Origin of the sequence: Enterobacter cloacae complex sp. P47BA (genome assembly GCF_014930485.1) — a bacterium.
Classification (GTDB): Bacteria; Pseudomonadota; Gammaproteobacteria; order Enterobacterales; family Enterobacteriaceae; genus Enterobacter; species Enterobacter bugandensis.
On record NZ_JADBRF010000022.1, the window covers coordinates 23,328 to 45,098 of the forward strand.

The window sequence follows — 21,771 nt, forward strand, 5'->3', positions numbered from 1 at the left end:
AAAACTCCGTCTTTATTATTTGGCCTGGCTGTCCAGCAATCCGGCGGCGACGGCAGGCGCTAAGCCCGGCGCCAGCGGCAGGCGGGGGATCACCAGGCAGTGCAGCAGATGGTAAATATCCTGCTTGCCGTCCCAGACTTTGGTGGTCACTTCGTTATTGGTGTCCAGCTCCTGCCACCAGGAACCGTTTTCGTAATCCATCAGGTACTTGATGCAGTAATCCCACCACTTCTGATACCAGGCTTCGTACTGCGCTTCGCCGGTCACGGTATAGAGGGCATAGGCCGTGCCCATCGCCTCGACGATTGGCCAGCGCACGCGTTCGCGGACGATAGGCTTGCCATCCCAGCCCACGGAATAGACAAACCCGTCGGCGCCGTCGGGTGCCCAGGCGTCGCGGATGGTGGCGTGGAACAGGCCTTTCGCATCTTCCAGCAGCCATTCAGGTGGAGTTTCAAAGCGCGCTTCCAGCGCGGCGCGCAGGTGCAGCATCAGGCGGCCCCACTCAATCCAGTGCCCCGGCGTGCCGCCGTAGGCGCGGAAGCGGTGGGCAGGGTTATCGATGTTGTAATCGCGGATCGGGTTCCAGTCGGTGTCGAAATGCTCGTTAACGCGATACTCACCTTTGCGCGCTACGTCGTGAATAATCACCGAGGCGATGCGCAGGGCGCGGTCGAGCCATTTGCGGTCGTGGGTTACGTCATAGACAATCAGGAAGGCTTCCACGGCGTGCATGTTGGCGTTACCGCCGCGGTAATCTTCCGTTTTGCTGAAGGCTTCATCCCAGGACTCGAGGCACATTTGCTCCTGTTCGCTCCAGAAGTAGCGCTCAATCACCTCGATGGCATCGTCCAGCAGCTTGCGTGCCTGCGGGTGTCCGGTGGTGACGGCGCTCGCCGCGCCCAGCAGGACGAAGAAGTGCTGATAACCCTGCTTGGAGGCGTCGACCACGCCCTCATCGTTGACGCAGGCATACCAGCCGCCGTGCTGGCTGTCGCGCAGCGGGCCGTTGAGGGCGTTAATACCGTGCTCAACCAGGGCATACGCGCCGGGACGGCCCATGTTCGCCGCCACCGCGTACACGTGAAGCATGCGGGCGGTGATCCACAGATGGGTGCCCATATCGCTGCGAACCTGCCCGTTATTGCCCAGCCAGCCAAAGCCGGTCGGTACGGCGGCGTTTTTGCCGAAATCGAGAATGCGGTCGGTCTCTTGTTCGAGCCAGCGGTTGTGGCTCAGGGTGTTAAACCATTTCATGTTCGGGTCCTTTCTTAACGGCGAGCCATCATTTCGTCGACGATCTCACCCAGACGCTGAAGTTTTGGTACGGAAATATCACGCAGCATCAGCTCGGTATCCGGCAGGCCAATCACCGAGGACCAGACGGCGCGACCGGCTAAAAAGCCCGATGCCCCAGCCTGCATCGCCACGCTCACGGCGCGCGGGAACAGCTTATCGTCCACGCCGGACGAGAGGATCACCCACGGCATGGCGATGTTCTCGTTCAGCTTCTGCGAGGCCGCCAGCAGTTCCTGCTGGGTGCCCTTGCCGAACAGCGGCATCTCCACCTTGTAAAGGTCGGCACCGCTGTCGCCCAGCTCTTTAGCCGCATCGATAATCGCCTGTTCGCGGTTAAATTCGGCTCCGCGACGCGGCGGACGCACCACAGGCTCGATAATGCTCAGCAGCCCGTTGTCGTGGCACAGCGTATTGAACGCTTTCACCATCTCCAGGCGCTGCTGCGGATCTTCATCGCTACGCCACAGCACCAGCAGCTTCAGCGCCTTGCCGCCATCGCGTTTGATCGCCTGCGCGTCGATGTTCTTGTCGATGACCACGCTGTCGACCGGGATCCCGTTCCCTGGAATAAACTCGTCGGCCGCCACAATCATCGCGCAGCTTTCGGCAACGGCCTGCTGCTCCACAATCTGGCGATAGCAAAACTGCTGATCGACGAGAATGGCAGAGGCGTACGGCGACAGAATCTTCGCCGCGTTGACCTTAAAATCCGTCAGGTGCTGGTCGGTTACCGGCACCGGCGCGCCTGCGGCGGCAAACATCAGGCGCATCGCTTCGCGCTGATCCACGGCCAGCATTGCAAAACCGCCGGAAGGTCGGGTGATATCTTTCAGGGTGTACATCGTCATTCCTCAGTCCTTTCGTATCAGTGTGATTTTTTCAGCCCGGCAGATGCGCGAACCTGTTCAAGAATGGCCGTCCAGTCTTCGCGCCCGCGCCCGGCGGCGCGAGCCTGGTTATAAACTTCGCGGGACGCCGCGCCCAGCGGCATCGGAACGTGGAGCTGGTTAGCCACGTCCAGGGCGATCCCCAGATCTTTATGCGCAAGGTCGATCATGAAGGCGGGTGAAAGATCGCCTTTCAGCACCTTGTTCGGCCATGAGGTGGTGAAGTGGCCTTTACCCGCAGGCGTACCGCTCATAACCTTCAGCGCCACGTCAAAGGAGAGGCCAAGCGCTTCACACAGCACGGCCGCCTCGGCGGAAAGCGCGTTCAGGGCGATGCTCATGTAGTTATTGATGAGCTTCACGCGGATGCCCATGCCCGGCCCGCCGGCGTTAATCAGCTCACTGCCCATCGCCATTAAGACGGGGGTGGCGCGTTCCACCTGCTGCGCGGTGCCGCCCGCCAGCAGAAGCAGCGTGCCGGCGATGGCATGGTCAGACGTGCGTCCCACGGGCACGTCCATCAGGCTGAAGCCGCGCTCTGCCATGTCGCGGATCAGCGCGTCGGTTTGCAGCGGGTGAATGGTGGACATATCAATCACCAGCGCGTCGCGGGATAACCCTTCGCACACGCCGTGCTCGCCGAACAGGACGCTGCGCACCAGGTCGCCGTTTGGCAGCATGGTAATGACGAATTCGGCATCCGTTGCGGCCTGAGCGGGCGTAGCCGCCGCCCGTGCGCCGCTCTCTACCAGCGCCTGAACCGCCTGCGGGTTCACGTCAAACACGTTAAGCTGGTGGCCTTGATTCAACAGATTCTTCGCCATTGGCGCGCCCATCTGCCCTAAACCGATAAATGCGATTGCTGACATGCCTCTCTCCTGTCACATCGTGTCAATTTCTGCGCGTTTGCGTTGTCTGTTTTTGATCGTATTTGTAATTTATAGTCAAAAAATTGACACGGGTCACTTTTTAAACATTTGGTGAAATTAAAATGAAGGCATCAGAAATCGCAGAAGGAATCAACATGACTCGCATCGTTTGTGTCGGCATTACCGTGCTGGATCGCATCTGGTATCTCGATGATTTACCAAAGGAAGGTGGGAAATATGTCGCAAAGGACTATACGGAAGTGGGGGGCGGTCCGGCGGCAACTGCGGCTGTGGCGGCGGCGAAACTGGGCGCGGAAGTGGATTTTATTGGCCGGGTGGGCGACGACGATACCGGCAGACGGCTGCTGGCGGAGCTGGAATCCCTGGGGGTGAACACTCGCAATACACGCGTGTTTAAAGGTGCCCGATCGTCACAATCCGCGGTGCTGGTGGACGCAGGCGGAGAACGAGTGATTGCCAACTACCCCAGCCCCGATCTGCCCGCCGAGGCAGACTGGCTGCATGAAATCGACTTCTCGCAATGGGATATCGTGTTAGCAGACGTGCGCTGGCATGACGGGGCAAAACAGGCGTTTACCCTGGCCCGTCAGCAGGGCGTTCCTACTTTGCTTGATGCCGACGTTACCCCGCAGGACATCGCGGAGCTGATAGCCTTAAGCGACCACGCGGCCTTCTCCGCGCCGGGCCTGCGGCGACTAACTCAGTTGGATAAAGCAGCAGATGCCCTTAAAAAAGCACAAACGCTCACAAATGGACATGTGTATGTCACTCAGGGGCGAGATGGCTGCTACTGGCTGGAAAACGGCGCCTTGTGTCATCAATCCGGCTTTGAGGTGAAGGTGGTGGATACCACCGGCGCGGGCGACGTTTTCCACGGCGCGCTGGCGTTCAGCCTGGGGCAGCATTCCACCGCCGCAGACGCCGTGCGTTTTGCCAGCGCCGTCGCAGCCCTGAAATGCACAAAGCCCGGCGGGCGCGCGGGTATACCCGACTGTGATCAAACCCGCTCTTTTTTGTCACTTTTTGTATAAAATGCGGAGCGTGATGGTTTTCAGAGGACAGCCCATGAGTCTTACCGAACTGACCGGCAACCCGCGTCACGATCAGCTTCTGACGCTGATTGCCGATCGCGGCTATATGAACATTGATGAACTGGCGCAACTGCTGGACGTGTCGACGCAAACGGTGCGCCGGGATATCCGTAAGCTCAGCGAGCAGGGGCTGATCACGCGTCATCACGGCGGCGCGGGCAGGGCATCCAGCGTGGTGAACACGGCGTTCGAGCAGCGCGAAGTGTCGCTTACCGAAGAGAAGCGGGCGATTGCCGAGGCGATTGCGGACTATATTCCCGACGGCTCAACTATTTTCATCACCATCGGCACGACCGTAGAGCACGTTGCCCGGGCGCTGCTTAACCATAATCATCTGCGCATCATCACCAACAGCCTGCGGGTGGCGCATATTTTGTATAAGAACCCGCGCTTTGAAGTGATGGTGCCGGGCGGCACGCTGCGCCCGCACAACGGCGGCATTATCGGGCCTGCGGCGACGGCGTTTGTGTCTGGTTTTCGGGCGGACTATCTTGTGACCAGCGTCGGGGCGATTGAGCACGACGGCGCGATGATGGAGTTTGACGTGAATGAAGCCAGCGTGGTGAAAACCATGATGGCCCACTCTCGCCACATTTTGCTGGCGGCCGATCATACGAAATACCACGCCTCCGCGGCGGTTGAAATCGGCAACGTGGCGCAGGCAACGGCGCTGTTCACCGACGAACTGCCCGGCTCGGCGCTGCAAAACCACCTTAAATCCAGCAAGGTTGAGGTTGTTGAAGTCAATTCCGGAGAAGAGCAGCAGGCTGGCTGACCTTCTGATGGCCCGATATGCCTATTCGGGCCTTTCCTTTCTCTAAGCTGAATCTGGCGCATAGCTAAAGTTACTCTTTCCCGCTACAGTTACTTTTCCACGGCGAAAGGAGATAAACATGCTTTATATCTTTGACTTAGGAAATGTAATCGTCGATATCGATTTTAACCGGGTGCTGGGCGCATGGAGCGATTTTAGCCGTGTTCCGCTGGCGACGTTAAAGCAGAATTTCGCGATGGGCGACACTTTCCATCTGCACGAGCGCGGTGAGATCAGCGATGAAACGTTCGCAGAGCGTTTCTGCCAGGAAATGGGTCTCTCGTTAAGCTATGAGCAGTTTTCCCACGGCTGGCAGGCCATATTTGTCGCGATCCGCCCCGAAGTGATCGACATCATGCATAAACTGCGCGAGCAGGGGCATCGCGTGGTGGTGCTGTCGAATACCAACCGCCTGCATACCACCTTCTGGCCGGATGAATACCCGGAGATCCACGCGGCAGCAGATAAAATTTATCTCTCCCAGGAGATGGGCATGCGCAAGCCTGAAGCGCGTATTTATCAGGCGGTTCTGCAGGAAGAAGGATTCTCCGCGGCCGATGCGGTCTTTTTCGACGACAACGCCGATAATATAGAGGGAGCTAACCAGTTAGGTATCACGTCAATTCTGGTGACCGGAAAAGAGACGATACCGAACTATTTTGCGAAGCAGTTATGCTAAAAACCGTTCATCAAAAAGCCACGCACCATACTCGGCCGCTCCGGGCATGGCTGAAGCTGCTCTGGCACCGCATTGATGAGGACAACATGACGACGCTGGCGGGGAATCTCGCCTATGTGTCGTTGCTCTCATTGGTGCCGCTGGTGGCGGTCATCTTTGCCCTGTTTTCCGCGTTTCCGATGTTTGCAGATGTCAGCTTGCAGCTTCGTCATTTTGTTTTTGCAAACTTCATTCCGGCCACCGGCGACGTTATTCAGAACTATATTGAGCAGTTTGTCGCCAACTCCAGCAAGATGACGGCGGTGGGCGCCTGCGGCCTCATCGTCACGGCGCTGCTTTTGATGTATTCCATCGACAGTGCTCTCAACACCATCTGGCGAAGCAAAAAAATCCGTCCTAAGGTTTACTCCTTTGCCGTGTACTGGATGATTTTGACCCTCGGTCCGCTGCTGGCAGGGGCGAGCCTGGCGATAAGTTCCTATCTTCTTTCTCTGCGCTGGGCGAGTGACTTAAACAGCGTGATTGATAACGTTCTGCGCATTTTCCCGCTCATTTTATCGTGGCTCTCATTCTGGCTGCTTTACAGCGTGGTGCCGACGACGCGCGTACCTAACCGTGATGCCATCGTGGGTGCGCTGGTCGCAGCCGTCCTCTTCGAGCTGGGCAAGAAAGGATTCGCGCTTTACATCACCATGTTCCCGTCTTATCAGCTGATTTACGGCGTGCTGGCGGTGATCCCCATTTTGTTTGTCTGGGTCTACTGGACCTGGTGTATCGTCTTGCTTGGTGCCGAAATAACTGTCACTCTCGGAATATACCGCGAACTTAAAAAAGCAGCAGAAGCTGAAAAACAACAAGAAGCAGACCAACCATGATTGCATTGATACAGCGCGTAACCCGTGCCAGCGTCACCGTGGAGGGAGAGGTGACGGGTGAAATTGGCCCAGGACTTTTGGTGTTGTTAGGTGTCGAAAAGGATGATGACCAACAAAAAGCGAACCGCTTATGCGAGCGCGTGCTGGGCTACCGCATATTCAGCGATGCGGAAGGCAAGATGAATCTGAACGTCCAGCAGGCGGGCGGCAGCGTGCTGGTGGTTTCCCAGTTTACGCTGGCAGCGGATACCGAGCGCGGCATGCGCCCGAGTTTCTCTAAAGGCGCCGCGCCGGATCGTGCAGAAGCACTTTACGGATACTTTGTTGAGCGTTGTCGCCAACAGGAAATGAATACGCAAACCGGACGATTCGCTGCAGATATGCAGGTCTCGCTGGTGAACGATGGCCCCGTCACATTCTGGCTCCAGGTATGAGCCAACTGGCGGCGTGGCCGCGGGTAACAAGAGAGAGTACAGCTATGTATCACCTTCGAGTACCGCAAACGGAAGAAGAGTTAGAAGCGTATTACCAGTTCCGCTGGGAAATGCTGCGCAAGCCACTGCATCAGCCAAAAGGATCTGAACGCGACGCCTGGGATGCGATGGCCCATCATCAGATGGTGATGGACGAAGAGGGCAACCTCGTCGCCGTCGGGCGACTGTATATCAACGCTGATAACGAAGCGTCGATTCGTTTTATGGCGGTTCACCCTTCCGTGCAGGATAAAGGGCTGGGGACGCTAATGGCGATGACGCTGGAGTCCGTCGCCCGTCAGGAAGGCGTTAAGCGCGTCACCTGTAGCGCCCGGGAAGATGCCGTGGAGTTTTTTGCCAAACTCGGTTTTGTTAACCAGGGTGAAATCACCGCTCCGCAAACCACGCCGATTCGCCACTTTTTGATGATCAAACCCATCGCCACGCTGGACGATATTCTTCATCGCGCGGACTGGTGCGGGCAGCTGCAGCAGGCCTGGTATGAACACATCCCTCTGAGTGAAAAGATGGGCGTGCGCATTCAGCAGTACACCGGGCAAAAATTCATTACCACCATGCCGGAAACCGGCAATCAGAACCCTCACCACACCCTGTTTGCCGGCAGCCTGTTTTCCCTGGCGACGCTCACCGGCTGGGGGCTGATCTGGCTAATGCTGCGCGAGCGGCATCTTGGCGGCACCATTATTCTGGCCGATGCCCACATTCGCTACAGCGCGCCGATCAGCGGCAAGCCGAGCGCGGTGGCTGACCTGGGCGCGCTGGGCGGCGATCTTGATCGTCTGGCACGTGGCCGCAAAGCGCGCGTGCAGATGCAGGTTGAGTTGTTCGGCGATGAAACGCCGGGCGCGGTGTTTGAAGGAACCTATATCGTTCTTCCTGCGAAGCCGTATGGCGCTTATGAAGAGGGGGGGAACGAGGAGGAGTAGTCTCTTCCGTTTTTATCGCCGGGCGGCACTGATCCGCCAGGCGATATCCCGCATCACGTCCCTCGCCGACTGACTCACGCCGCCAAGCTGAAAGAAACCGTGTATCACACCCAGCCACCGTTGGGCCGTGCACGTCACCCCCTGCTCTGAAAGATGCCGATACAGCATCTCGCCCTCATCACAGAGCGGATCATACTCAGCGGTAACAATATGCACTGGCGGAAGTCCGCAAAAATCATCCCGCCACAGTGGGCTGGCTTCTGGATGTTGGCGATCGGTGCTGGCCAGATACATTTCATACCCGCTGAGCAGGGTGTCGCGAGTGATGACATAATCCGCGCCGTTGAGAATATAGCTTTCAAAACGAGCCGTCGCGTCGAGCATTGGGTAGATCAGGATCAGCTGTGCTGGTTGCCAGACACCTTTCGCTTTGAGCCGCAGCGACGTCACCAGCGCCAGATGTGCCCCTGCACTGTCTCCGCAAAGGGTTATCCGGTTTCTGTTAACCCCAAGCCTGTCGGCATACTGCCAAACTAAATCTGCCCCTCTTTCAGCGTCGTCATGTGCGGCGGGGAAAAGATGTTCTGGCGCAAGCCGGTACTGCACCGCAACGATACGGCAGTTGCCTTTAAACGCCAGCTGGCGAAGCTGATTATCATGCGTTTCAAACCCACCGCTGACAAAACAACCGCCGTGATAGTAGATGGCTGCAGGTAAGGTTTCGGGTGCATTGAGAGGTGAAAACACCCGAAAGGTCATCTCCTCAAGAACGAGCGTTTCAACAATGACGCGATTTTCAGTCTCACCGGCAAGTTCTGTGCTCGCAATGTACCCGGCTCTGCGGTCATCAATACTTTGCTTTCGCGGGGAGGGCCGTCCTGCCGCAATAAAATCCTGAACAAGCTTTTTAATACCCTTTTCCAGCGCCATGGCTACGTCCTTACACTGTGTTTATATACAGCTTTATAGCCTGGTTTACAGCAGATGAAAACAGTGAAATTTGCGGGTGTGAACATTCTGGAAAGCGGCTCGCAAAACCTGCAACTACCTTGGCTATGCCCTTTAACTCTGTTTTTAATGTGGATATATTGCCTGAAAATTAACCGCAGATGATATACTAAGGTGATATATGAGTCTTTTGGCGGACCTTGATATGGGCAGAATACTGATCGATTTGTCTGATGACGTGATTCAACGACTGGATAACCTGAAGCAGTTACGTAACCGGCCCCGCGCCGAATTGCTGCGGGAAGCCATTGAGCAGTATCTCGATCGGCAAAGCTCGTCCGTTATCCGTGATGCGCTTGGTCTGTGGGGGAACCAGCAAGAAGACGGTTTAGAGTATGAGCGCAAGCTGCGTGAGGAGTGGTAATCATGGAGCACATGGCAGTGTTTGATACCAATATTCTCATTGATCTCTTCAACAACCGTGTTGAAGCTGCGGATGCGATTGAGCATACCGCGTCGCATCGTGCCATCAGCTTAATTACCTGGATGGAAGTGATGGTGGGCGCTCGCAGGCATGGTCATGAAGCGAAAACGGCAGCCGTGATGGGCGCTTTTGAAATTATTGATGTGTCTCGGGATATCGCGGAAAGAAGCGTTTTACTACGTGAGAAGCATGGAATGAAACTGCCTGATGCTATCATCCTGGCTACAGCGCAGAGCAGAAAATGTCCGTTGATTTCTCGCAACACGAAAGATTTTGCGGGTATTGACGAGGTCCTTACGCCTTACCAGGTGTAGGCCGGGCAAGCTCGCGCCGCCCGGCACTCTCACAGGAGATTACTCCCCTTCCCCCGGGAACAGGAACGGGTTGATCGAGCTGCGGGCAAAGCCCTCTTGCTCCATCTTCGCATCCAGAATCAGCGAGGCGAGATCGTCGGCCACCGCTTCGACTTTCGGGTCTTTTTCCTGATACAGGATCTTCAGGTAGGTTCCGCAGTCGCCGCAGCTTTCGGCTTTCACCGCCGCGTCTTCATTTTCCAGCGACCAGTAGTTGAGATCGCGAGTCTGCTCGCAGTTGCTGCACTTCACGCGCACCACGTGCCACTCGGTTTCACACAGGTTGCAGTGCAGGTAGCGCAGCCCCTGCGTGGTCCCAATCTGCACCATGCTGGAGACCGGCATTGAGCCGCACACCGGGCAGAACTGGCGCGCTTCGCCGTATTCGGCCCGGGCTTTGCCCGGGATCAGGCTCGCCATTTGCGCCCAGTAGAGCGACAGCGCGGCCCAGATAAACGGCGCTTTATCGCTGCTGACCAGCGAGAAGTCGGAGGCAAACAGCGCGCTCGCCATCTCTTCCAGCTCCAGGTCAGAGGCTTTTTCCAGGTTCTCAATGACAGCCAGCGCCGTGCCGCTCATTTCCGGCTTCAGCTCGGCAATCAGCGAATGCAGCAGCTTATGCCAGTGCTTGTCGCGCGGCAGGACGTGAATATCCAGCGGCGGCTTGCCCTGCTCGTTAGCTTCTTTGATGCGCGCGGTCAGGTCCATTTGCAGAGGGTGGTCGTACAGCACCACCTCCTGCGCATGGGCGACCAGCGCGGCAAAACGCAGAAAATCGCCCAGCGGGTTGTTCTCTGCCAGCTCGCGCAGACGCTCTGCGCGGCGGTTGTAGAGGTTCTTGAGTCTGGGGAATAACAACGGCGGAATATACTCCGCCGTACGTTTCTCGCTCGACCCCAGCTCATCTTGCGGGATTATGCGAATACTCATTCAGATGACTTTTCCTGTTTCTGGCGGACTTCACGGTACCAGCGCGGGTGATGTTTTTTCGCCCACGTTTTGGTTACCCATCCTTCCACCATCGCGGTAATGGTGCCTTTCACCCAGAGGGCGGCGTAAATATGCACCATGATAACCACAATTAACGCCACTGCGGCAAATGAATGCAGCATTAGCGCAAATCGGATCACCGGGATTGAGAAAGCAGGCGCAAAGTACGGACGCCAGATGATCACGCCGCTCACCAGCAACAGGACCAGGAAGATAATCGCCGCCCAGAATACGCATTTCTGGCCGAAGTTATAACGCCCGGTATCACCCACTTCCTCGTTGACGACGATCTTACGAATATTCTTCGCCCAAAAGATATCATCCCGATTGATTAGGTTATGGTGCCAGTAGCGGAAAAACATGATGATAAACGAGGCAAACATCACCACACCCACGAACGGGTGAAGGATGCGCGCCAGCTGCGGCGTGCCCAGGATCTGCATCAGCCAGTTGAAGGAGGGGAAGAAGAACCCCAGCCCGCTTATCGCCGCCAGCATGAAGCAGAAGGCGGTGACCCAGTGGTTGATGCGTTCCGGCGCGGTGTAGCGCACGATGGTGTCACGTTTTCTCATTTGCGCACCTCGTCTTTCTCTTCATGCAGGTTGTCGTCTTCCTCTTCCGCACGGTTCGGACCGACGCCGACGTAGTGGAAGATGCTCGCTGCGAAGGTGGCAGCAAAGCCCACCGCGGCCAGCGGTTTCCAGATGCCTTTCCAGAACTTCACGGTGGCGCTGATTTCCGGGTTCTCCGGCAGGCCGTGATACAGGTTCGGCTTGTCGGCGTGGTGCAGCACGTACATCACGTGCGTACCGCCAACCCCGGCCGGATCGTACAGGCCCGCGTTGTCGTAACCACGGGTTTTCAACTCGCCCACGCGCTCTGCCGCCAGCGTTTTCATATCCTCTTTGGAGCCAAAGTGGATAGCGCCGGTTGGGCAGGTCTTCACGCATGCAGGCTCCTGGCCTACGTTAACGCGGTCAACGCACAGGGTACATTTGTAGACGCGGTTGTCTTCCGGGTTCATGCGCGGCACGTCGAACGGACAGCCCGCGATGCAGTAGCCGCAGCCAATGCACTGCTCGGACTGGAAGTCGACGATGCCGTTGGCATACTGAATGATAGCCCCTTCTGACGGACACGCCTTGAGGCAGCCCGGATCCGCGCAGTGCATACAGCCGTCTTTGCGGATAAGCCATTCCAGCTTGTCGTTCTGCTCCACTTCCGAGAAACGCATTACCGTCCAGGACTTGGCGGTCAGGTCTGCCGGGTTGTCGTACACCCCGACGTTGTGACCCACTTCGTCACGGATGTCGTTCCACTCAGAGCAGGCCACCTGACAGGCTTTACAGCCGATACAGGTGGTCACGTCGATCAGCTTCGCCACTTCCTGCTGGTGGTCCCGCGCCTGAGGCGCGGGCGTGAAACCGTTAGTCGCGGAACGACGGATAATGTCTTGAGATTGATAAGCCATAAGTCGTCTCCGTTACACCTTTTCCACGTTCACGAGGAAGGCCTTAAACTCCGGCGTCTGCGTGTTCGCATCACCGACGAACGGCGTCAGGGTGTTCGCAATGAACCCTTTCTTCGCCACGCCCTCATAGCCCCAGTGAATTGGGATGCCGATGGTATCCACCTGCTGACCGTGAACGTTCAGCGTGCGAATACGCTTGGTCACCACCGCCTTGGCCTTGATGTAGCCGCGGTTAGAGGAGACCTTCACGGTATCGCCATGGGCAATGCCGAGCTTGTTCGCCAGCTTCTCGCCGATCTCCACAAACTGTTCCGGCTGCGCGATGGCGTTAAGCAGCGCGTGCTTGGTCCAGTAGTGGAAGTGTTCGGTCAGACGGTAAGTGGTGCCCACGTACGGGAACTTGTCTTTTTTACCCAGCGCTTCAAAGTCGCCCTTGAAGATACGCGCTGCCGGGTTAGAGACCACGTTCGGGTGCAGCGGGTTGGTGCCCAGCGGCGTCTCAAACGGCTCGTAGTGTTCCGGGAACGGCCCTTCCGCCATCTTATCGATAGCAAACAGACGCCCCATCCCTTCAGGCTGCATGATAAACGGCCCGACGTCGCTGCCTGGTGCGGCAGTGCTGTAGTCCGGAATATCCACGCCGCCCCATTTCGCGCCGTCCCACTTCAGCAACTGACGCTTCGGATCCCACGGGTTACCCTGCGGGTCAGCGGAGGCACGGTTATAGAGGATGCGGCGGTTCAGCGGCCATGCCCATGCCCAGCCCAGCGTATTGCCGAGGCCCGACGGGTCGGCGTTGTCGCGGTTGGCCATCTGGTTGCCTTTCGGCGTCCAGCTACCGGCAAAGATCCAGCAGCCACTGGAGGTGGTACCGTCATCGCGCAGGTGGGCGAAGGTGCTGAGCTGGTCGCCTTTCTTCGCCAGAACCGCGCCGGTGGCCGGGTCGATAACGTCCGCCAGCGCCTTACCGTTGCTCTCCATGGCCACTTCTTCCGGCGCAGGATTTTCCGGCGTCGAGTAGTTCCAGGTCATGTTCAGCACCGGCTCAGGGTTCGCGCCGCCTTCTGCCGCATACATCTTACGCAGGCGTAAGAAGATGCCGGCCAGGATCTCGCCGTCGTTCATGGCGATGCCCGGGGCGTCCGCGCCTTTCCAGTGCCACTGCAGCCAGCGGCCGGAGTTGACGATAGAACCGTTCTCTTCCGCGAAGCAGGTAGACGGCAGGCGGAACACTTCGGTCTGAATCTTCGACGGATCGACGTCGTTCGACTCACCGTGGTTCTGCCAGAAGGTCGAGGTCTCGGTGTTGAGCGGGTCAATCGTCACCAGGAACTTCAGCTTCGAGAGGGATTCAACAACCTTGTTCTTGTTCGGGAACGACGCCACCGGGTTAAAGCCCTGGCAGATATAGCCGTTGACCTGGCCCTGGTGCATCATTTCGAAGTACTGGAGAACGTCGTAACCTTTGTCCCACTTCGGCAGCCAGTCAAAGCCCCAGCTGTTTTCCGCCGTCGCTTTGTCGCCGTAGAAGGCTTTCATCAGCGAGACGAAGAACTTCGGATAGTTGCCCCAGTAGTTCACCTGGCCTTCGAGCAGCGGTTTTGGCGTGCTGGCCGTCAGGTAGGTCTGCAGGTCAGTCTGTTTCTCGCTCGGCAGGTTCATGTAACCCGTCAGGCTCTGCGACAGCAGGCCGAGGTCGGTCAGACCCTGGATATTAGAGTGACCGCGCAGGGCGTTCACGCCGCCGCCTGCCATCCCCATGTTGCCGAGCAGCAGCTGCACCATTGCCATGGTACGGATGTTCTGCGCGCCGATGGAGTGCTGCGTCCAGCCGAGTGCATACAGGAACGACGCGGTTTTGTCCTTCGCGCTGGTCTCCGCGATCAGCTCGCAGACCTTCAGGAAGTCCGCCTTCGGCGTGCCGCAGATGTTCTCAACAACGTCCGGCGTGTAGCGGGAAACGTGCTCTTTCAGCAGGTTCCATACGCAGCGCGGGTGTTGAAGAGTGGTGTCGCGCTTCGCAAAGCCTTTCTCATCCAGCTCGTAGTTCCAGCTGGTTTTGTCGTACTTGCGTTTTTCCGCGTCATAACCGCTGAACAGGCCATCTTCGAAGTGGTAATCCTCACGCACGATCAGGCTGGCGTTGGTATAGGCTTCGGTGTACTCGCGGTTATATTTTTCGTTGGTCATCAGGTACAGCAGTACGCCTGACAGGAAAGTAATGTCAGTACCTGAACGAATAGGGGTGTAGAAATCCGCCACTGACGCAGTACGCGTAAAGCGGGGATCGATCACAATCAGTTTCGCACCGTTGTGGATTTTGGCTTCCATCGCCCAGCGGAACCCGACAGGGTGCGCTTCAGCGGCGTTACCGCCCATCACCACAATGAGGTTGGCGTTCTTGATGTCGACCCAGTGGTTGGTCATCGCACCGCGACCAAATGTTGGAGCAAGACTTGCTACCGTTGGTCCGTGTCAGACACGCGCCTGGTTGTCGACCGCGAGCATACCGAGTGCGCGCGTGAATTTCTGGGTTAAATAGCCGGTTTCGTTGCTGGAAGCAGAGGCACACAGCATCCCGGTGGAGAGCCAGCGGTTGACCGTAACGCCGTCGGCGTTCTTCTCAATAAAGTTGGCATCGCGGTCTTCTTTAATATGTTTTGCGATGCGGTCAAACGCCTCTTCCCAGCTGATTTGCTGCCATTTATCGGAGCCAGGTGCGCGATATTCCGGGAATTTCAGACGACTTTCGGAGTGGATAAAGTCCACCAGACCGGCCCCTTTCGGGCACAGCGCGCCGCGGTTGACCGGATGGTCCGGGTCGCCTTCGATATGGAAAATAGACGCTTTGGCGTTTTTCGCACCGTCGCCGAGGCTATACATCAACAGCCCACAGCCGACGGAGCAGTACGTACAGGTGTTACGGGTCTCGCGGGTGCGCAGCAGTTTGTACTGCCGCGTTTCCGCCAGCGCTACGCCGGGCGCAAAGCCCAGTGCCGCCGCCGTGGTGCCTGCCATACCGCCAGCGCAGATCTTAAAGAACTGCCTTCTGCTGACCTGCATGGGTCACTCCTTGTTTCGACATTGCTTACATATGGTGTTTTAACTTCGCGGTTGAGAATTGACCGCAAAGGAGAAAAATTTGCGTTAATCCCTCATTTCCACGAGGGATATCATCAGAATACCACAATGTCGGTACGACTGTTCCAATGGCGTTAAAACAAAGTGAACGTATTATCACCCTGTTGACTATAAAGTGTGATATCAATCACACTATTAACCCCGCATGTTAAAGGGGTGTAGCATGCGTTTTGTTGTACCTCTCACAAGTGAGTAGGTAAACTTGATGCTGAAAAGTTGATCCATACTATGCGTAAGCCCTGTTGTTTGTGATGCAATAGCAGGCTCACCTCCGTGGTTGTTCAGGAATACCGTCGTGTCTAAACAAAACCGTGCTACCCACCCGTCACCACTGCCTGCAGGCGTTGTGGAACGGGTGGTACACAGACCGCCCCACATTACCCATGCCATGCCCGATTTTCTGGCGGAAGAGGTGCCTGTTGCCCTGGTTTACAACGGCATTTCGCACGTGGTGATGATGGCTTCGCCAAAAGATCTTGAGCTGTTTGCGATGGGGTTTTCCCTCTCGGAAGGCATCATTGACCATCCGCAGGAGATCTACGGCATGGACGTGGTGAAGGCGTGTAACGGTCTTGAAGTGCAAATCGAGCTCTCCAGCCGCCGCTTTATGGGGTTAAAAGAGCGTCGACGCGCGCTGGCCGGACGCACCGGCTGCGGCGTGTGTGGGGTTGAGCAACTCAACGATATCGGCAAGCCCGTTACGCCACTGCCGTTTACCCAGACGTTTAACCTCGCCAACCTCGATAAAGCACTGGAACACCTCAACGATGTACAGCCCATAGGTCAGCTGAGCGGCTGCACGCACGCCGCGGCGTGGGTTCTGCCATCGGGCGACATTATCGGTGGTCATGAAGACGTGGGCCGCCACGTGGCGCTGGACAAGCTGCTCGGTCGCCGCGCGCGTGAAAGTGACGTCTGGCAGCAGGGGGCGGCGCTCGTTTCCAGCCGCGCCAGCTACGAGATGGTGCAGAAAGCCGCCATGTGCGGCGTGGAAATTTTGTTTGCGGTCTCAGCGGCAACCACGCTGGCGGTAGACGTGGCGGAGCGCTGCAATCTGACGCTGGTGGGGTTCTGCAAGCCGGGCAGGGCGACGATTTATACCCATCCGCAGCGGTTAATGGTTGATCAGTAATTTTGAACGATAATAGCAAATCCTTCCGCTTTTAGTTGTTCAGTATGAGGGCTAGTATTTATCTCATCAAGGCACGGTGCCTTACCTAAACAACTTAATGAAAGGGTTTATATCATGAAAAGCATCAAAACTTTTGTCGCTGTAATCGCTCTGGCTGCTTCTTTCGGTTCTTTCGCTGCGCAGACTGTCACCGCAACCGCCTCTACCATTGATGGTGCAGAAGCGAAAATCGCGGCTCAGGCTCAGGAAGCGGGCGCGTCTTCGTACAAAATTACCCAGGCGTTCACCGGTAACCGCGTACACATGACGGCTGAACTGAATAAATAAGCCGTACAGCCGCTGTCCCTGGCTCTTCGGAGCGGGGACAGGTTTCCTTTCTGCTGCCCTTCTACGAATTTCCCGCATATCATCCTGTCCATTCCTGGCTAACGAAACAATAACTGTAAATGTTTCTCCTCTTTAGTTAATTTTGTTTGAAATTCAGCAATTCTATACACAATTTAAATATAAGGTCAGACCAGTCTGTGGTGTGCATCATTAAAATGAATACATTGTGCCTTTTTGGTTCTCTGTTACCGGTTTTATATTCAATTTAAATATAATTGATCTTAGGTTTTGAGGAATTCCTCAGGCGTAAATCCTAAAAGAAATTTGAAGTATTGATTGGGTTTATCTGAGGTGCTATTTTTCAAAAAATAAAATGTTTGAAGTAATAACCCCGAGCCAGATATTCATTATCTGGTGTGTTTTGTTTTTCACTAATATAAGGAAATAAAATGAACGCGATGTTTAAAAAAGGGTTGCTGGCCTCCGTGCTGGCTGTAACAGCGTCTTCTGCAATGGCGGCATCCAGTGTTGATATTCGGGTTACCGGTAAAATTGTGCCAGCCTCCTGTACGCCGACATTTACTAGCGGTGGTGGTGTTGCTGATTTCGGTACCATTAAAGTGTCATCATTGAATGACACTACAATGACGGCCCTGCCGGATGTGAAAACTATCCCAATTACGATTACCTGCGAAGAAGCCACCCGTATTGGTATGACCTTTAACGATGCTCACGCTGATTCCGCGCCAACGGCAATTCTGCCGATCGCTTATCCTGACACTGATTTTGCCACTCAAGTGGCAAATACATCAGGCCTGGGTATGTATAACGGCAAGAAGATTGGTGCTTATTCAATGGGTATTCAGAAGGATGTGGGTACTGTGACAAATGATGTGGGCGATAATCTTTACCCAATCTACAACACTGATGCAAGTGCAACTTCAGGTTGGGGAGGTAGATTCGGGAATCATTATCTGCAAATTGCTACGGATAAAAGTGAGACGTACTCTTTCACCAATGTATCAGGCGGCACTTCACCTGTTGCACAGAAACAGGTGAATTTTATTGTTGGCATCATGGCGCAGATCAACCCAGCCAATGACCTCCATATTACCGATGAAGCGACGCTGGATGGTTTAACCAACGTAGAGCTGGTTTATCTGTAATAGCGTTATCGTAAACACTCCACGTCAGTGGAGTGTTATTTCAATATTAATGGACTAATATTATGCTGCATTTAACCAGAACGCTGATTTGCGCTTGTTTGCTAGCCTCGTTTAATATTTTGGCTGCCGGAATGGTGCCAGAAACGTCACTGTTGATTGTGAATGAAGACGAGCAGGGCGCCAGCATGGACGTCAAAAACACGGACGGCGACGCACAACTTCTGTATACCAAACTGATTGATTTACCCGATGATCCAAAACCCGGCCTGATTGTGACGCAGCCTGTGGTACGCGTGGATGCGGGCAAAACCCAGCGCGTGCGCTTTGTGCTGAAAAGCAGCGCTGAACCGCTGAAGGTGGAACATTTAAAGCGCGTTATTTTTACCGCCATTCCACAGCGTGAGAAAAATAAAGTCAAAGTGAGCTTTAGTCAGAATCTGCCCGTAATTATCCGTCCAGCCGGACTGGCGGTTAATCTGGAACCGTGGAAGGATCTGGCCTGGCATATCAGTAGTGGGATCGTCACTGTCGAGAACAAAACGCCTTACGTTATACGTATGGAGCAAAAAGCAAAATTAATACCCTCGGGTATTTTTGTTCAGTTCCCTAAAACCTATATATTACCGGGCGAAAATATGACGGCCAGCGTTAGAGGAAAAATCACGTCGTCAGAAAGGAAAGTTGAAATATACCCTGCAACCCGTTATGGCTATAAAGCGCAGAGTTATATTGCCGAACTGAAATAACAACCACACATTTAACAGCACATGGAGTAGTTATGTTAAAGGTTTCCTGTAAAAAGGGAGTGCTGGCATTTTGCCTTACGGCGCTGGCTTTCAGTATTCGGGCGGAAATAAATCCTTCCGCAAATGAATCGGTAGAATTGGCAAGAGCGATATTTGATACCGATGCATTAAAAAATCAGGGCCTTGATCCTACAATTGCTGATTACTACTCCGTGGCTCCTCGTTTTGCTCCCGGCTATCATAACGTCACCGTCAATATTAACGGCAAGCAGCGTACCCTTATGCCGGTAAAATTTGACGAAGAGGGTTCACCCTGTATTGATAACGAGTTTTTGGAAAATGCGGGTTTGCTTAAAAAAACCAGACGCGGCACCTGTCCTAAAATTCATCAATACTGGTCCGGCTCGACGATTCAGTCTTCCCCGGATATTGAAGAAATATCGGTTGTCGTTCCATCGGAAGCGTTAGATCCTAATTTTGGGCGTCAGTATGCGGAAGTGCGCGGCGGGCGTGCGGCAATGCTGAATTACTCCATGTTCGGCACCCATAATCAGTATGACGATGAAAATGCAGATCGTTTTCAGTCAACCTTTGAACTGGGCTTTAATGCCGGGGACTGGATTGTACGCAGCACACAATTCATCAGCGACGGTAGCGATCAAAGCTTTGACGTTGAATCACTCTATACCTACGCCCAGCGCACCTTTACCGATTACGGCGTGATGGTACAAGGCGGCCAGATTAACGTGGCCAACAGCCGCTTCAGTATTCCGTCTATTTATGGGGTGCAGATGATGCCGGATAACGCACTTCTGCCTCAGGCGGGGACCGGGGTGGAAGTCACCGGTATCGCCCGCAACCCGCAGGCACGCGTGGATATCCGCCAGAGCGGACAGTTGATTTACTCAACGCTGGTACCGGCCGGGCCGTTTAATCTGGACGACGTGCCGCTGGCCAACCTCAATACCGACCTGAATGTGACGGTGACCGAGACTGACGGGAGTGAAAACCGCTTTACCGTTGCGGCGAGCACCTTCCGCAGCAATCACGTGGGCCGCGCGCCAGGCTTTACGATGGCAGTCGGACGCGTTGAAGACGACATGGATTCGCGCTTTGAAAATCCGTGGATCGTCTCCGCCAACAACGGCTGGTCCATCAACAAGCGCATGAACTTCCTCGCCGGCATGGTGATGGCGGATAACCACTATTACGGGTTCTCCGGTAACGTGGATACCGTGCCGATGCAGAACCTATATGCCTCACTCGGTTTTCTGGCGTCGATAGACAATCAGACGCAAACGGACGGTAATAAAACCACGCTCGACCTGGGGTATTCTTTGCCGTGGGGCATCAGCCTTTCGATGGGCGGCAGCTACGGCACCCCGGATTACCGTGAAATGGCGGAGCTTTACGGTGACGACGACGATATGTCGCAAACCAAGTACGACACCAATGTGGGTATTAGCTGGTCCAACACCACGTTTGGACGCTTCTCCCTTAGCTATTACCGCAATGAGAGCTGGAACAGCGAGTACGACAGCCGTCGCTTCATTTCATCGTGGTCGCAATCCTTTAAATACTTCAGCGTGAGCGTGAACTGGGAATCTGACGTTAGCCGCAGAGACGAAAGCGATAACGATCAGTTTTACGTGAACGTCTCTGTGCCGCTCGGTCGTACTGGCGTTAACACCAGCTCCTGGTATCGTGAAAGTGAAGGAAAAAGCTCCTACGGGACGCGCGCGATGGGAGCGCTCAACGATGCGAACCAGTATATGGTTGGTATCTCTCAGGATCATAACGAGAACACCACCAGTTGGGACAGCTCTCTTAACAGCAACCTGCATTACACCAGCCTGGCGCTGGCGGCAGGCGGTGATAACAACAGCAACACCAACTACTCCGCGGCGCTGAGCGGTGGGATTGTGGCGCACAGCGAGGGTGTGACCTTCTCGCCTTACCGCGTGGCTGACACCTATGCCATCGCCAGACTGGATAAACCGGTAGCAGGCATTGAGATTGGCACGACGCATGGCCCGGTATGGACGGATAAATGGGGCCAGGCGGTGATCCCTTCGCTGTCACCGTTCCGCGAGAGCACGATAGAGGTCAACACGGAAAGTCTGCCAGGCAACCTGGATGTCAGAAACGGCAGAACGGCAATTAAGGCTTCTCACGGGGCTGTCGCGAAGTGGGAGTTTGCGACGTTAAGCCAGCGCCGCGTGCTGCTTTCTATCATCCGCGCGGACGGTACGCCGCTGCCGGAAGGTGTTTCAATTGTCGACGGGGCGGGTGAGTACGTGACGACCGCGCCTGAGGACGGGGTGATCTTCCTCAACGATATCTCCGCCAGCCAGTCGCTCTACGCGAAGGTAGATGGGGGACGTTGCAAGCTGACGTATACCCTGCCGGAGGCTGAACCCAATAAATTCTATGAAGAGGTGACAGGGAAATGTCTCTAAATAACGCTCATAAGTACGTGATGGCGGTTGCGTTGCTCTGCGGCATGTCGGGTATGTCAGCGACGGCGCAGGCCGATGACGGCGAATGCGAAATGATGTCTGCGGTAAAGACGGTCGATTATGGCCGCTACCGCAAAGACGATATGCGCAAGGGGAGCGCTGAGCATGTGGGCAAAGTCTATAACGGTTATGCCTCGGTCACGCGGGAATTTCAGGTGTCGGTGATGTGCCCTGATGCGCGTAAAATGCGTATCTTCATCACCGGTGCTGCCCGAGAGAATCTGGCCTATCGGTTTACGGACAGCGGCGCGATGAAAATCGAATTCAAGGATGGGCGGGTAGACGGGAGTTCGGTGCAGCTTGCTGCGGTCGATATCGGGTCGGTCGCCGTCCAGGGCGGGGCCGCACAGGTGGGGCTGCCGCCAGAAAAAGCGCTGGCTGCCGTTAACGGTTCGGAAGTGGCGGGAGAACAGTTCACCGCAACGATGATGGTAACGACTTACCTTTCAGACAAAGCGTTTAGCGTAACCAACACAACGGATTTTACCGAGACACTGACGCTAAACGTTGACACTCTTCCTGCGCAATAAACCCTCTGA

22 protein-coding genes are annotated in these 21,771 nt (G+C 55.5%); 14 read left to right on the forward strand and 8 right to left on the reverse strand.

Annotated features, from left to right (window positions below):
- Positions 1-15: 15 nt before the first annotated feature.
- From yihS to yihU, 3 genes are read right to left on the reverse strand one after another with little or no spacing between them, the layout of a single operon-like run.
- A complete protein-coding gene (yihS, locus tag IM299_RS19620; RefSeq protein ID WP_193357977.1) occupies positions 16-1,257 on the reverse strand; it encodes a sulfoquinovose isomerase in 1,242 nt (413 codons plus the stop codon).
- Between the two features lie 14 nt (positions 1,258-1,271).
- Positions 1,272-2,147, reverse strand: a complete 876-nt coding sequence (yihT, locus tag IM299_RS19625; protein WP_188246135.1) for a sulfofructosephosphate aldolase — start codon at positions 2,145-2,147, stop codon at positions 1,272-1,274.
- A gap of 17 nt (positions 2,148-2,164) precedes the next feature.
- Positions 2,165-3,055 carry a sulfolactaldehyde 3-reductase gene (yihU, locus tag IM299_RS19630; RefSeq protein ID WP_193357978.1) on the reverse strand — a complete coding sequence of 297 codons (891 nt, stop codon included), beginning with the start codon at positions 3,053-3,055 and terminating at the stop codon, positions 2,165-2,167.
- Positions 3,056-3,210: 155 nt separating this feature from the next.
- On the opposite strand from yihU, the gene IM299_RS19635 reads away from it, so the two are divergent.
- From IM299_RS19635 to fabY, 6 genes are all read left to right on the forward strand, one after another.
- On the forward strand, positions 3,211-4,107 hold the full coding sequence (locus tag IM299_RS19635) for a sugar kinase (protein ID WP_193357979.1): 897 nt from the start codon (positions 3,211-3,213) through the stop codon (positions 4,105-4,107).
- A gap of 34 nt (positions 4,108-4,141) precedes the next feature.
- The gene (locus IM299_RS19640; protein WP_000059683.1) at positions 4,142-4,942 is read left to right on the forward strand and encodes a DeoR/GlpR family DNA-binding transcription regulator; all 801 of its coding nucleotides are present in this window, start codon (positions 4,142-4,144) and stop codon (positions 4,940-4,942) included.
- A 118-nt stretch (positions 4,943-5,060) separates the two neighbouring features.
- The gene (yihX, locus tag IM299_RS19645; protein WP_041911771.1) at positions 5,061-5,660 is read left to right on the forward strand and encodes a glucose-1-phosphatase; all 600 of its coding nucleotides are present in this window, start codon (positions 5,061-5,063) and stop codon (positions 5,658-5,660) included.
- Complete coding sequence (locus tag IM299_RS19650) at positions 5,654-6,535, forward strand: virulence factor BrkB family protein (protein WP_010436837.1); 882 nt, start codon at positions 5,654-5,656, stop codon at positions 6,533-6,535. Before yihX ends, IM299_RS19650 begins: the two co-directional genes overlap by 7 nt.
- Positions 6,532-6,969 (forward strand): D-aminoacyl-tRNA deacylase, encoded by a 438-nt coding sequence (gene dtd, locus IM299_RS19655; protein ID WP_193357980.1) that lies wholly within the window; start codon positions 6,532-6,534, stop codon positions 6,967-6,969. Before IM299_RS19650 ends, dtd begins: the two co-directional genes overlap by 4 nt.
- A gap of 44 nt (positions 6,970-7,013) precedes the next feature.
- Complete coding sequence (gene fabY, locus IM299_RS19660; protein WP_028014875.1) at positions 7,014-7,955, forward strand: fatty acid biosynthesis protein FabY; 942 nt, start codon at positions 7,014-7,016, stop codon at positions 7,953-7,955.
- A 12-nt stretch (positions 7,956-7,967) separates the two neighbouring features.
- Here fabY and IM299_RS19665 read toward each other — a convergent pair whose 3' ends face one another.
- Positions 7,968-8,885 carry an alpha/beta hydrolase gene (locus IM299_RS19665; protein ID WP_193357981.1) on the reverse strand — a complete coding sequence of 306 codons (918 nt, stop codon included), beginning with the start codon at positions 8,883-8,885 and terminating at the stop codon, positions 7,968-7,970.
- 199 nt (positions 8,886-9,084) lie between these two features.
- Between IM299_RS19665 and IM299_RS19670 the strand changes: the two genes are divergently transcribed.
- Positions 9,085-9,327 (forward strand): CopG family ribbon-helix-helix protein, encoded by a 243-nt coding sequence (locus IM299_RS19670; protein ID WP_041911775.1) that lies wholly within the window; start codon positions 9,085-9,087, stop codon positions 9,325-9,327.
- A gap of 2 nt (positions 9,328-9,329) precedes the next feature.
- Positions 9,330-9,701, forward strand: a complete 372-nt coding sequence (locus IM299_RS19675; protein ID WP_077266491.1) for a type II toxin-antitoxin system VapC family toxin — start codon at positions 9,330-9,332, stop codon at positions 9,699-9,701.
- 39 nt (positions 9,702-9,740) lie between these two features.
- Here the strand turns inward: IM299_RS19675 and fdhE are convergent, their stop codons facing one another.
- The 4 genes from fdhE to fdnG are packed head-to-tail and all read right to left on the reverse strand — an operon-like array spanning position 9,741 to position 15,264.
- Entirely contained in the window at positions 9,741-10,670 is a 930-nt protein-coding gene (gene fdhE / locus IM299_RS19680) for a formate dehydrogenase accessory protein FdhE (protein WP_028014872.1), read from the reverse strand.
- On the reverse strand, positions 10,667-11,302 hold the full coding sequence (gene fdoI, locus IM299_RS19685) for a formate dehydrogenase cytochrome b556 subunit (protein WP_015569914.1): 636 nt from the start codon (positions 11,300-11,302) through the stop codon (positions 10,667-10,669). Before fdoI ends, fdhE begins: the two co-directional genes overlap by 4 nt.
- Complete coding sequence (fdxH, locus tag IM299_RS19690; RefSeq protein ID WP_003861960.1) at positions 11,299-12,201, reverse strand: formate dehydrogenase subunit beta; 903 nt, start codon at positions 12,199-12,201, stop codon at positions 11,299-11,301. Before fdxH ends, fdoI begins: the two co-directional genes overlap by 4 nt.
- Before the next feature lie 12 nt (positions 12,202-12,213).
- Positions 12,214-15,264, reverse strand: coding sequence for a formate dehydrogenase-N subunit alpha (gene fdnG, locus IM299_RS19695; RefSeq protein WP_100171272.1), 3,051 nt, complete (start codon positions 15,262-15,264; stop codon positions 12,214-12,216).
- A 373-nt stretch (positions 15,265-15,637) separates the two neighbouring features.
- Between fdnG and fdhD the strand changes: the two genes are divergently transcribed.
- The 6 genes from fdhD to IM299_RS19725 all read left to right on the forward strand — a co-directional run bounded on the left by fdhD (position 15,638) and on the right by IM299_RS19725 (position 21,762).
- Positions 15,638-16,474, forward strand: coding sequence for a formate dehydrogenase accessory sulfurtransferase FdhD (gene fdhD / locus IM299_RS19700; protein WP_193357982.1), 837 nt, complete (start codon positions 15,638-15,640; stop codon positions 16,472-16,474).
- A 114-nt stretch (positions 16,475-16,588) separates the two neighbouring features.
- A complete protein-coding gene (locus IM299_RS19705) occupies positions 16,589-16,801 on the forward strand; it encodes a DUF1471 domain-containing protein (RefSeq protein WP_014885733.1) in 213 nt (70 codons plus the stop codon).
- Positions 16,802-17,250: 449 nt separating this feature from the next.
- A complete protein-coding gene (locus IM299_RS19710) occupies positions 17,251-17,967 on the forward strand; it encodes a DUF1120 domain-containing protein (protein ID WP_193357983.1) in 717 nt (238 codons plus the stop codon).
- A gap of 62 nt (positions 17,968-18,029) precedes the next feature.
- Entirely contained in the window at positions 18,030-18,713 is a 684-nt protein-coding gene (locus IM299_RS19715; protein WP_193357984.1) for a fimbria/pilus chaperone family protein, read from the forward strand.
- 32 nt (positions 18,714-18,745) lie between these two features.
- On the forward strand, positions 18,746-21,172 hold the full coding sequence (locus IM299_RS19720) for a fimbrial biogenesis usher protein (protein ID WP_193357985.1): 2,427 nt from the start codon (positions 18,746-18,748) through the stop codon (positions 21,170-21,172).
- Positions 21,163-21,762 carry a hypothetical protein gene (locus IM299_RS19725; protein ID WP_193357986.1) on the forward strand — a complete coding sequence of 200 codons (600 nt, stop codon included), beginning with the start codon at positions 21,163-21,165 and terminating at the stop codon, positions 21,760-21,762. The genes IM299_RS19720 and IM299_RS19725 overlap by 10 nt, the downstream gene beginning before the upstream one ends.
- The last annotated feature ends 9 nt before the right edge of the window (positions 21,763-21,771 follow it).

Excerpts from the sequence above, each read along its gene's own strand:
- IM299_RS19715 (WP_193357984.1), top strand. The coding sequence starts at position 18,030 with ATGCTGCATTTAACCAGAACGCTGATTTGCGCTTGTTTGCTAGCCTCG.
- IM299_RS19670 (WP_041911775.1), top strand. The coding sequence starts at position 9,085 with ATGAGTCTTTTGGCGGACCTTGATATGGGCAGAATACTGATCGATTTG.
- yihX (WP_041911771.1), top strand. The coding sequence starts at position 5,061 with ATGCTTTATATCTTTGACTTAGGAAATGTAATCGTCGATATCGATTTT.
- dtd (WP_193357980.1), top strand. The coding sequence starts at position 6,532 with ATGATTGCATTGATACAGCGCGTAACCCGTGCCAGCGTCACCGTGGAG.
- fdhE (WP_028014872.1), bottom strand. The coding sequence starts at position 10,670 with ATGAGTATTCGCATAATCCCGCAAGATGAGCTGGGGTCGAGCGAGAAA.
- IM299_RS19720 (WP_193357985.1), top strand. The coding sequence starts at position 18,746 with ATGTTAAAGGTTTCCTGTAAAAAGGGAGTGCTGGCATTTTGCCTTACG.
- yihT (WP_188246135.1), bottom strand. The coding sequence starts at position 2,147 with ATGACGATGTACACCCTGAAAGATATCACCCGACCTTCCGGCGGTTTT.
- IM299_RS19650 (WP_010436837.1), top strand. The coding sequence starts at position 5,654 with ATGCTAAAAACCGTTCATCAAAAAGCCACGCACCATACTCGGCCGCTC.
- yihS (WP_193357977.1), bottom strand. The coding sequence starts at position 1,257 with ATGAAATGGTTTAACACCCTGAGCCACAACCGCTGGCTCGAACAAGAG.
- fdoI (WP_015569914.1), bottom strand. The coding sequence starts at position 11,302 with ATGAGAAAACGTGACACCATCGTGCGCTACACCGCGCCGGAACGCATC.
- fdxH (WP_003861960.1), bottom strand. The coding sequence starts at position 12,201 with ATGGCTTATCAATCTCAAGACATTATCCGTCGTTCCGCGACTAACGGT.
- IM299_RS19710 (WP_193357983.1), top strand. The coding sequence starts at position 17,251 with ATGAACGCGATGTTTAAAAAAGGGTTGCTGGCCTCCGTGCTGGCTGTA.
- IM299_RS19705 (WP_014885733.1), top strand. The coding sequence starts at position 16,589 with ATGAAAAGCATCAAAACTTTTGTCGCTGTAATCGCTCTGGCTGCTTCT.
- IM299_RS19640 (WP_000059683.1), top strand. The coding sequence starts at position 4,142 with ATGAGTCTTACCGAACTGACCGGCAACCCGCGTCACGATCAGCTTCTG.
- yihU (WP_193357978.1), bottom strand. The coding sequence starts at position 3,055 with ATGTCAGCAATCGCATTTATCGGTTTAGGGCAGATGGGCGCGCCAATG.
- IM299_RS19635 (WP_193357979.1), top strand. The coding sequence starts at position 3,211 with ATGACTCGCATCGTTTGTGTCGGCATTACCGTGCTGGATCGCATCTGG.
- IM299_RS19725 (WP_193357986.1), top strand. The coding sequence starts at position 21,163 with ATGTCTCTAAATAACGCTCATAAGTACGTGATGGCGGTTGCGTTGCTC.
- fabY (WP_028014875.1), top strand. The coding sequence starts at position 7,014 with ATGTATCACCTTCGAGTACCGCAAACGGAAGAAGAGTTAGAAGCGTAT.
- IM299_RS19675 (WP_077266491.1), top strand. The coding sequence starts at position 9,330 with ATGGAGCACATGGCAGTGTTTGATACCAATATTCTCATTGATCTCTTC.
- IM299_RS19665 (WP_193357981.1), bottom strand. The coding sequence starts at position 8,885 with ATGGCGCTGGAAAAGGGTATTAAAAAGCTTGTTCAGGATTTTATTGCG.